Genomic DNA, 8,777 nt, shown 5'->3' on the forward strand with positions numbered 1-8,777 from the left:
AGGCCAACGGCACTTCTTATATGGCGCTGGCAACCCGCTGCCCCCACTGCGAAACCGTATTCAAGCTGGACCCGCATCTGCTCGCGCCGCATGACGGCCGCGTGCGCTGCGGACACTGTCAGGAAGTTTTCGATGCCGCGCATCATCGCTTCGAGCTTCCGGACGAGCCGGCCGCGGCAGGCGTCGCTCAGCATGCCGCGATCATCGACGATGATGCCGCCGTCGGTCCCGCAACAAGCTCGGGCGCAGGCCACGCTGCCGCCGCCGATGCACCCGCGCATGTGACCGCGCCGCCCGATGCGCCGCTCAAGCCGCGCCCGTTCGCGCCGCGCAACCTCGATCTCGGCGCGCCGAGTTCCATCAAGCATCCCGATGCCGACAGCGAAGGCACCGTCTATGCGAACGCTCCTGCAGCGTCGAGCGCGTCGAGCCAGACACGCGCCGCGTCGCCGCGCAGCGAACCCGATCAAGCCGATGCCGCGAACGAGCCGTCCGCGTTGCCTTCGGAACCCGCCCGCCTGAAGCAGTACATTCGCGTCGGCGTGCCGCATCCCGATGCCGCGAACTCCGAGCAAGCCGACGATACGCCGCTCGGCGAACCGCCCGTCGCGCCGCTCGCCAATGCTGTCGACGATCGCGCCGAGCCGTTCATCGGTCCGGTTCATCAGCCGGACGCGCCGCCCGCGCGCGCCGCCGCGGAACCGGCCGTACCCGCATGGCGCGACGACGCGGAGCCCGGTTTCGGCGCCACGAAGCCGCCCGCTCCTGCTCGGCGCGTCAGCGCGAACGAGGCGTTTCCCGTGATTCGCGAGTCGCGGGAAACGCGCGCGCCGGTGCGTGGCCGCGGCGGAGCCGGGAAGGCGGGACGTGTCGTGGGCGTCATCGTCGCCGTGCTGCTGGCGTTGCTGTTGCTCGTGCAGCTCGCATGGTGGCAACGCGAAACGTTGATGGTCTACGTGCCCGGCTCGCACGCGCTCTATTCGAACGTCTGCGATCAGATCGGCTGCACGATCTCGCCGCCGCGCGACATCGACGGATTGCAGATCGAGAGTTCCGGGCTGCGCCAGGTGGACGGCCCGCACAAGCTCGAACTGAAATTGTCGCTGCGCAACCGGATGGACGTCGCGCTGGCGTATCCGGCGCTCGAACTCACGCTGCTCGACGACAAGAACAACGTCGCGATCCGGCGCGTGCTCTGGCCGCAGGATTACGCGCGACCGGGTACGATATTCGCGGTCGGCCTCGCGCCGCAAAGCGCGCAACCGGTGATCGTCCGGCTGGATACGGGCGACGCGGTTGCCGCCAATTACCGGGTTCAGGTCTTTTACCCGTGATGTCGGGCAGGCGCGCGAACGCCGCCTGCCCCGGTTCCACACGACGCGCGTCATGCTCCTCGCGGCGCCTGCACGCGCGATTTTCCCGTCAGCATCTGACAATTCTCTGGAGCGCAACATGAGTCAAGTTACCCTCGGCGGCAACCCTATCGACGTCAGCGGCACGTTCCCGGGCCCGGGCCAGCAGGCGTCCGAATTCACGCTCGTCGGCGCCGATCTCGGCGACGTCAAGCTCGCGAACTTCGCGGGCAAGCGCAAGGTGCTGAACATCGTGCCGAGTCTCGACACGCCGACCTGCGCCACCTCGACGCGCAAATTCAATGAAGCGGCCGCCGGCCTGAACAACACGGTCGTGGTCGTGGTTTCGGGCGATCTGCCGTTCGCCGCGAAGCGCTTCTGCACGACCGAAGGTATCGCCAATGTCGTGACGGCATCGACGTTCCGCGGCCACGAATTCGCGCAGGCTTACGGCGTCGACGTGACGAGCGGCCCGCTCAAGGGTCTGACGGCGCGCGCCGTGGTCGTGCTCGACGAGAACAACAAGGTGCTTCATTCGGAGCTCGTGCCCGAGATCAAGAATGAGCCGAACTACGATGCAGCGCTCGCCGCGCTGAAGTAAATCGTCTCGCCGGACCGCTTCCGACCGGAGCGGTCCGCGCATACGAGGCACGGTGAAGCGCTCGCCGCGCGCCGTATGCGGATTTCTCTCCTCGGCCCCTATCTATAAAGGACGTTCGCCTTGGCTACGCTCATTTGCGGCTCGCTCGCCTACGACAACATCATGACTTTCCAGGGGCGCTTCGGCGACCACATCCTGCCGGATCAGGTGCACATGCTGAACATCAGCTTCCTGGTGCCGACGATGCGGCGCAACTTCGGCGGCTGCGCGGGCAACATCGCGTATGCGCTGAAGCTGCTCGGCGGCGATCCGAAGATCATGGCGACGCTCGGCGCGGCGGATGCGCAGCTCTACATCGACCGGCTCGACGCGCTCGGTTTGTCGAAGGAATACGTGCGCGTGCTGGCCGATCAGCACTCGGCGCAATGCTTCATCACGACCGATCTCGCGAACAACCAGATCACCGCGTTCCACCCCGGCGCGATGATGGAATCGCATCTGAACCGCGCCGACGAAGCGCAGGGCATCTCGCTCGGCATCGTCGCACCGGACGGCGCTCAAGGCATGCGCGAGCACGCCGAAGGGCTGGCGCGCGCGGGCGTGCCGTTCGTATTCGACCCGGGCCAGGGATTGCCGATTCTGGACGGCGTGGAACTTTGTCGCATGATTGAACTCGCCACCTACGTGGCGGTCAACGATTACGAAGCCAAGCTGCTGAGCAACAAGACCGGCTGGTCGATCGAAGACATCAAGAGCCGGGTCGATGCCCTCGTCGTCACGCGTGGCGAACACGGCGCGCAGATCTATCATGAAGATGGCGTGGCCGAGATTCCGGTCGTCGCGGCGCGTCAGGTGGTCGACCCGACCGGTTGCGGCGACGCATTCCGCGGCGGGCTCCTGTACGGCATCGAAAACAAGCTTGGCTGGGAGAAAACGGGTCGTCTCGCGAGTCTGATGGGTTCGCTGAAAATCGAACATCAGGGGCCGCAAACCTACGCGCCGACGCGCGCCGAAATCGAAGAGCGTTTCAAGCAGGCCTTCGGAAGCAGCCTGTTCTGAATGATTGGAGTGAAGGAATGAAAACGGTAAGTCGTATCGCGCTGGCCATGGCGCTCGTCGGCTCGGTGGCGCTGACGGGCTGCGCCTACAACAGCAGTTCGTCGGACGTCTACACGGCGTCGCAGGCGCAGCGTGAGGAAACGGTGCGCATGGCGACCGTCGAAAGCGTGCGCGGCGTGAAGATCAGCTCGAACAACGGCCAGCCTACGGGCCTCGGCACGATCGGCGGCGGCGCGCTCGGCGGCGTCGCGGCGGCGAGTGCGATCGGCGGCGGCAACGGTTCGATCATCGCGGGCATCATCGGCGGGCTGGCTGGCGCCGTCGCGGGCAACGCGGTCGAGAATAGCGTCGCGATGAAGAACGGTCTCGAGATCACCGTGCGCCTCGATAACGGCGACCTGCGCGCGATCACGCAGACCGCGAACGGCGAAGTGTTTCAGGCGGGCGAGCGAGTGCGTCTGTTGTCGAGCGGCGGCGTCACGCGCGTCACTCACTGACGAGGGCATTCAGCGGACAAATAGCGCCGCGTCATCCTAAGAATGCGCATGTATCGAAAGATGCATGCGCTTTTTCTTTTTCGACGCCCCGAGCAAGCGATGAAATTCGTTGGCCGAAGCGAAAAACCCGCCGCCAGGTTTCCCCGACGACGGGTTCAGGCCGGGTAGGCATACCCGGACTAAGGGCACAGCGCACTGTGCCTGGGTGCTGCGTACTGCGAGAGCTTACGGACGGCTGCCCGTCGGGAACGGCCATGCCGCTGCCGGGTTCAACGCCGTCTTGACCGCAGCAGCCGGAGCGGCCGGAGCAGGCGCCGAGACGGTCGTTGCCGTCGTGGCAGGAGCGGCAGCCGTAGTCTTCTTCGCAGCAGCGGCCTTCTTGGCCGGAGCCTTTTTCGCGGGGGCCTTCTTCGCAGCGGGTGCGGGCGCAGCAGCAGGCGCAGGCGCAGCGGCTGCGGTCTTCGCAGCAGCCTTTTTCGCGGGAGCCTTTTTCGCAGCGGCCTTCTTCGCTGCGGCCTTCTTCGCCGGCGCCTTCTTCGCCGCGGTCTTCTTCGCAGCGGCCTTCTTCGCAGGCGCCTTCTTGGCTGCGGCCTTCTTCGTCGCTACTTTCTTGGTCGCGACTTTCTTCGCTGCGGCCTTCTTCGCGGGAGCCTTCTTCGCCGCGACCTTCTTTGCAGCAACCTTCTTCGCCGCTACTTTCTTGGTCGCGACTTTCTTCGCTGCGGCCTTCTTCGCGGGTGCCTTCTTCGCCGCGACCTTCTTCGCTGCGACCTTCTTCGCCGCTACTTTCTTCGCTGCAACCTTCTTCACAGCGACCTTCTTGGCCGCAACCTTCTTCGCCGGAGCGGCCTTCTTGGCGGTGACTTTCTTCGCTGCAGCCTTCTTTGCGGCGGGTTTTTTCTTGGCAACTGCCATGGTTTTTCTCCTTCAGGTTTTCAGATGAGAGTCAGTTCAAACAACACCCTTCGTCAAAACCCGCTTCCCACGTGTCGCCTTCTCTATAACGCACGCTACGAAGCGGATTATTCATCGGCGTACGCTGATCCCACCTGCTTACGCTAATGAATACGGCAAGGCGCGCCGTGCCCCGAGGCACCGCGCGCCAAATTGAGTCAGCACCGCTTCTTCGCGGCGCCGGCCATCGCTTGATCGAGCCAGCGAGCATGCCGCTGGCATTTTCCGGGGGGAAGTTTGCCCATCCCTTTTCAGGGAGCGCAAAACGCCTGTCTTCTATTCGGGCCACACGGCCCGCCAAGTCAGTAGGCGCACTTTGCATCAGGCGACCGTTCTCCTAAACCTTGTCGGCCGGGCGCGCGTGAGCGACACGCTGCTGCCCGTCCGTCCCATCGATTTCGTCTGCAACACGTCCTGGATTTTTATTATTCCCAGGTGAGCGCGCCGCCGGTTTGATACTCAATCACGCGTGTCTCGAAGAAGTTGCGTTCCTTCTTCAAGTCGATCATTTCGCTCATCCACGGGAACGGGTTTTCCTCGTTCGGGAAGAGCGGGTCCAGTCCGATCTGCTGGCAACGCCGGTTGCAGATGAACCGCAAGTAGCTCTTGAACATCGACGCGTTCAGGCCGAGAACCCCGCGCGGCATGGTGTCTTCAGCGTAGCGATATTCAAGATCGACAGCCTGCTTGAAGAGCTCGCGGATCTCTGCCTTGAAGTCGGCGGTCCACAGTTGCGGCTCTTCCAGCTTGATCTGGTTGATGAGGTCGATGCCGAAATTGCAGTGCATCGATTCATCGCGGAGGATGTATTGATACTGTTCCGCCGCGCCCGTCATCTTGTTCTGGCGACCCAGCGCCAGAATCTGCGTGAAGCCGACATAGAAGAACAGGCCTTCCATGATGCAGGCGAACACGATCAACGACTTCAGCAATTTCTGGTCCGCTTCGAGCGTGCCGGTCGTGAAGGCCGGGTCGGTCAGCGTGTTGATGAACGGAATCAGAAACTCGTCCTTGTCACGGATCGACTTGACCTCGTGATACGCGTTGAAGATCTCGCTTTCATCGAGACCCAGCGATTCGACGATGTACTGGTACGCGTGCGTGTGGATCGCCTCTTCGAACGCCTGGCGCAGCAGGAACTGGCGGCACTCCGGAGCGGTGATGTGACGGTACGTGCCGAGCACGATGTTGTTCGCGGCGAGCGAGTCCGCCGTGACGAAGAAGCCGAGGTTGCGCTTGACGATGCGACGCTCGTCGTCCGAGAGACCGTTCGGGTCTTTCCACAGGGCGATGTCGCGCGACATGTTCACTTCCTGCGGCATCCAGTGGTTCGCGCAACCGGCGAGGTACTTCTCCCACGCCCACTTGTACTTGAACGGGACGAGCTGATTGACGTCGGTCTTGCCGTTGATGATGCGCTTGTCGGCGACATTGACGCGCGCTTCGCTTTGCGCGGCGATCGCGCTGGCGGAAGGCGTTGCGGCTGCGGGCGGAACGAAGCCATCGGAAAAGATGTTGTTCGCCTGAGCAATCTGATGGGCAGCTTGATGAGTTGCAGCTTGCGCTGCCTGCGTACCGAAAGTCGTGCCTTGAGCGTTACGCAACGGGTTCTGTTGCGGAGCGCTCGAGGGAGCTACGGCAGTGGTCTCGTCATCCCAGTTGAGCATAAATTCTCACCATCAATTTAGATCGGTTTGTACCATCTTTTCATGAGCGATAAAAGAGTTTGCTCATGAAAATTCTCGTTTTCATGCGATTTAGATTCGACGTTGCTACCTGCATACAACACTTGGCTCGAAGCCGTGTGTGTGAAGCTCGATGCGACATCTCTTGAATCGAGTGTGAAGCGGTCCTGATCGAGTGACTTCCGTGACATCGCAGCGTGCTCTCGCGTGACTTCATCGCTGCTCTGCAAGCCTTGTCGCGCAAGGCTCTGCGGACGACGCTGCTTGTGCGATGCGAAGCACGCGCGCTTCATTGCGAAGATCCGCTCGATGCTGTGTTGCCAAGCGCGAACGCATCGAAGCGTGACGCGTTGCGATCATCGATCGAAGTCTCTCGTCGACCCGCGATGCGATGCAAAACATGCGTCGCGAATCGATGAACGCGCGACCTTCATGCGCTCCTCTTCGATGAGCTTCGATGTGTGTGACCGCACGCACTTCGCATCGCTCGATACACGCTGACGCAAGCACTTCGATGGAGCGTCGATGCCTGCTGCGCGCGTCGAATTCGTTGCCGAAGTTTAGCATTTGACGTCTCGTATTTCCACAATATCTTGTGCTTGCAAATCTCGCCAACACAATCTATAGCGTGTTTACGCGACGATCCGTCTCACGCGAAACCGCGCTGCGCAAGGCTCATCGGCCGCGCAACGGATCGAGCAGCGAGCGCAGATTGTTGTGATCGATCTCGTGCATCAACGCGAGCAGGCTGCCGAGTTTGCCTTGTGGAAAACCCTCACGCGCGAACCACGCGAGATAGTGACCGGGCAGATCGGCGATGAGCCTGTCCTTGTATTTGCCATAGGGCATCGTCTGCGTGACGAGACGCTGCAGGTCTTGCGGGTCCATCGCTTCTTCACTCCTCGTTCAATGTTCATCGCACCACGCAGCGCGCTTCGATCCTTCAGCGATTGCTGCATATCGGTGCCATAATCGCCGCTCTTGCCGCCGAGAGTCGATCGCGAATCAACATGCCGCTGGCCGTCAAAGCTTTCATTGCCCCTCTCATCGTCGCGTGCGCGATGTTCATGGAAAGCGTCGACGCCAACGTCATCGTTACCGCGATTCCTGAAATGGCGCGCGCGTTTGGACGCGATCCCGTGACGCTGAAGGTTGCGGTCACGAGCTACGTGCTCGGACTCGGCGTCTTCATACCGATCTGCGGATGGGTCGCCGACCGCTTCGGCGCACGCGCCGTGTTCCGCACGGCCATCGGCGTGTTCGTCGTCGGCTCGCTGTTGTGCGCGGCTTCCACATCGCTTGGCCCCTTCACCGTCGCGCGCTTCATCCAGGGCGTCGGCGGCGCGATGATGGTGCCTGTCGGCCGCATCATCATCTTTCGCTCGGTGCGCCGCTCCGAGTTCATACGCGCGATGAACTACCTCTCGGTGCCCGCAATGCTCGGACCAGCGGTCGGGCCGTTGCTCGGCGGCTTCATCACGACGTATCTGCACTGGCGCCTGATCTTTTTCATCAACATCCCGATCGGCATCGCGGGCATCTGGCTGACCAACCGCTACATCGCCGACTCGCACGAGGAACATCCGGGCCGTCTCGACTGGTTCGGTTTCTTTCTCTCCGCGAGCGCGGGCGTGCTGCTGTTGCTCGGGCTCTCGCTCGTCGGCGGCGAACTGATTCCGCAGCGCGTCGCCTTTGCGATGTGCGTCGCCGGCGCGCTGATGGTCGTGCTGTACTGCGTCCACGCGCGACGTGTGGAGAAGCCGCTGCTCGATCTGCGCTTTTTCCGCGTGTCGACGTTTCAGGCGAGCGTGCTCGGCGGTTCGATGTTTCGCATCGGGCTTGGCGCCGTGCCGTTTCTTCTGCCGCTCGCGCTGCAGGAGGGTCTCGGCATGAGCGCGTTCAAGTCCGGCGTGATCACGTGCGCGTCGGCTTTCGGCGGCATGTTCATGCGCTCGTTCGCATCGCGCGTGCTGCATCGCTTCGGCTTCCGTCAGACGCTGTTCTATAACGCTGCGCTGTCGGGTATCGCGATCGCGGCGTGCGGCGCGTTCTTTCCCGGCACGCCGGCCTGGGTGATCTGGGCCGTCGTGCTGCTCGGCGGCTTCTTCCCTGCGTTGCAGTTCACGAGCCTCAACTCGCTTGCTTACGCTGAGATCGAAACACGCGATGTGGGCCGCGCGACGAGCCTTGCTAGCTTCGTGCAGCAGGTTTCGCTCGGGCTCGGCGTGACGATCGCGGGGATCACGCTCGAGCTCTCGCAATATCTGAACGGTCATGCGAGTGTGCAATGGTCGGATTTCTGGCCGGCGTTTGTCGTCGTCGGGCTGTTCTCTTTTCTTTCGATGCCGATTACGGCGCGGCTTTCGCATGATGCTGGGACGGAGATTTCTCGCGGTACGCGGGGGTGAGTTCGCTGTTTTGCGTTTTGTTTCGCCGGATCCCGTGATCGTGTCGGCTCGGTGTTTCGCCGGATCCCGTGATCGTGTCGGCTCGGTGTTTCGCCGGATCCCGTGATCGTGTCGGCTCAGTGTTTCGCCGGATCCCGTGATCGTGTCGGTCTATTAGCACTGCCCCTGTGCGGGGCGGCACTCACTTTCTTTGCTGCTGCAAAGAAAGTAAGCAAAGAAAG

At 62.5% G+C, this 8,777-nt stretch carries 9 protein-coding genes; 5 read left to right on the plus strand and 4 right to left on the minus strand.

All coding sequences use genetic code 11. The annotated features are described in order from the left end of the window. The first annotated feature begins 20 nt into the window (after positions 1-20). The 4 genes from QCE58_RS13530 (at position 21) to QCE58_RS13545 (ending at position 3,509) form a co-directional block, all read left to right on the plus strand. Positions 21-1,334 (plus strand): zinc-ribbon and DUF3426 domain-containing protein, encoded by a 1,314-nt coding sequence (locus tag QCE58_RS13530; RefSeq protein ID WP_250480688.1) that lies wholly within the window; start codon positions 21-23, stop codon positions 1,332-1,334. Positions 1,335-1,452: 118 nt separating this feature from the next. After that, positions 1,453-1,953: a thiol peroxidase gene (gene tpx / locus QCE58_RS13535; RefSeq protein ID WP_008342910.1), complete on the plus strand. Its 501-nt coding sequence runs from the start codon at positions 1,453-1,455 to the stop codon at positions 1,951-1,953. Positions 1,954-2,073: 120 nt separating this feature from the next. Then, positions 2,074-3,012, plus strand: coding sequence for a carbohydrate kinase family protein (locus QCE58_RS13540; RefSeq protein WP_008342912.1), 939 nt, complete (start codon positions 2,074-2,076; stop codon positions 3,010-3,012). Positions 3,013-3,029: 17 nt separating this feature from the next. Continuing rightward, the gene (locus QCE58_RS13545) at positions 3,030-3,509 is read left to right on the plus strand and encodes a glycine zipper 2TM domain-containing protein (protein ID WP_008342914.1); all 480 of its coding nucleotides are present in this window, start codon (positions 3,030-3,032) and stop codon (positions 3,507-3,509) included. Positions 3,510-3,734: 225 nt separating this feature from the next. Here the strand turns inward: QCE58_RS13545 and QCE58_RS13550 are convergent, their stop codons facing one another. The 4 genes from QCE58_RS13550 to QCE58_RS13565 form a co-directional block, all read right to left on the minus strand. Next, positions 3,735-4,424: a histone H1-like DNA-binding protein gene (locus QCE58_RS13550; protein ID WP_034471475.1), complete on the minus strand. Its 690-nt coding sequence runs from the start codon at positions 4,422-4,424 to the stop codon at positions 3,735-3,737. Between the two features lie 31 nt (positions 4,425-4,455). Next, complete coding sequence (locus tag QCE58_RS13555; protein ID WP_239295166.1) at positions 4,456-4,785, minus strand: hypothetical protein; 330 nt, start codon at positions 4,783-4,785, stop codon at positions 4,456-4,458. A 103-nt stretch (positions 4,786-4,888) separates the two neighbouring features. After that, positions 4,889-6,130 carry a ribonucleotide-diphosphate reductase subunit beta gene (locus QCE58_RS13560; protein WP_008342919.1) on the minus strand — a complete coding sequence of 414 codons (1,242 nt, stop codon included), beginning with the start codon at positions 6,128-6,130 and terminating at the stop codon, positions 4,889-4,891. A 693-nt stretch (positions 6,131-6,823) separates the two neighbouring features. After that, positions 6,824-7,036 carry a DUF3820 family protein gene (locus QCE58_RS13565; RefSeq protein ID WP_008342924.1) on the minus strand — a complete coding sequence of 71 codons (213 nt, stop codon included), beginning with the start codon at positions 7,034-7,036 and terminating at the stop codon, positions 6,824-6,826. A gap of 122 nt (positions 7,037-7,158) precedes the next feature. Between QCE58_RS13565 and QCE58_RS13570 the strand changes: the two genes are divergently transcribed. After that, positions 7,159-8,556 (plus strand): MFS transporter, encoded by a 1,398-nt coding sequence (locus QCE58_RS13570; RefSeq protein ID WP_250481651.1) that lies wholly within the window; start codon positions 7,159-7,161, stop codon positions 8,554-8,556. Positions 8,557-8,777 lie beyond the last annotated feature (221 nt).

This window comes from Caballeronia sp. LZ028 (assembly GCF_031451415.1).
GTDB classification, from domain to species: domain Bacteria; phylum Pseudomonadota; class Gammaproteobacteria; order Burkholderiales; family Burkholderiaceae; genus Caballeronia; species Caballeronia zhejiangensis.

Excerpts from the sequence above, each read along its gene's own strand:
- QCE58_RS13555 (WP_239295166.1), bottom strand. The coding sequence starts at position 4,785 with ATGCAAAGTGCGCCTACTGACTTGGCGGGCCGTGTGGCCCGAATAGAA.
- QCE58_RS13560 (WP_008342919.1), bottom strand. The coding sequence starts at position 6,130 with ATGCTCAACTGGGATGACGAGACCACTGCCGTAGCTCCCTCGAGCGCT.
- QCE58_RS13565 (WP_008342924.1), bottom strand. The coding sequence starts at position 7,036 with ATGGACCCGCAAGACCTGCAGCGTCTCGTCACGCAGACGATGCCCTAT.
- QCE58_RS13545 (WP_008342914.1), top strand. The coding sequence starts at position 3,030 with ATGAAAACGGTAAGTCGTATCGCGCTGGCCATGGCGCTCGTCGGCTCG.
- tpx (WP_008342910.1), top strand. The coding sequence starts at position 1,453 with ATGAGTCAAGTTACCCTCGGCGGCAACCCTATCGACGTCAGCGGCACG.
- QCE58_RS13530 (WP_250480688.1), top strand. The coding sequence starts at position 21 with ATGGCGCTGGCAACCCGCTGCCCCCACTGCGAAACCGTATTCAAGCTG.
- QCE58_RS13570 (WP_250481651.1), top strand. The coding sequence starts at position 7,159 with ATGCCGCTGGCCGTCAAAGCTTTCATTGCCCCTCTCATCGTCGCGTGC.
- QCE58_RS13550 (WP_034471475.1), bottom strand. The coding sequence starts at position 4,424 with ATGGCAGTTGCCAAGAAAAAACCCGCCGCAAAGAAGGCTGCAGCGAAG.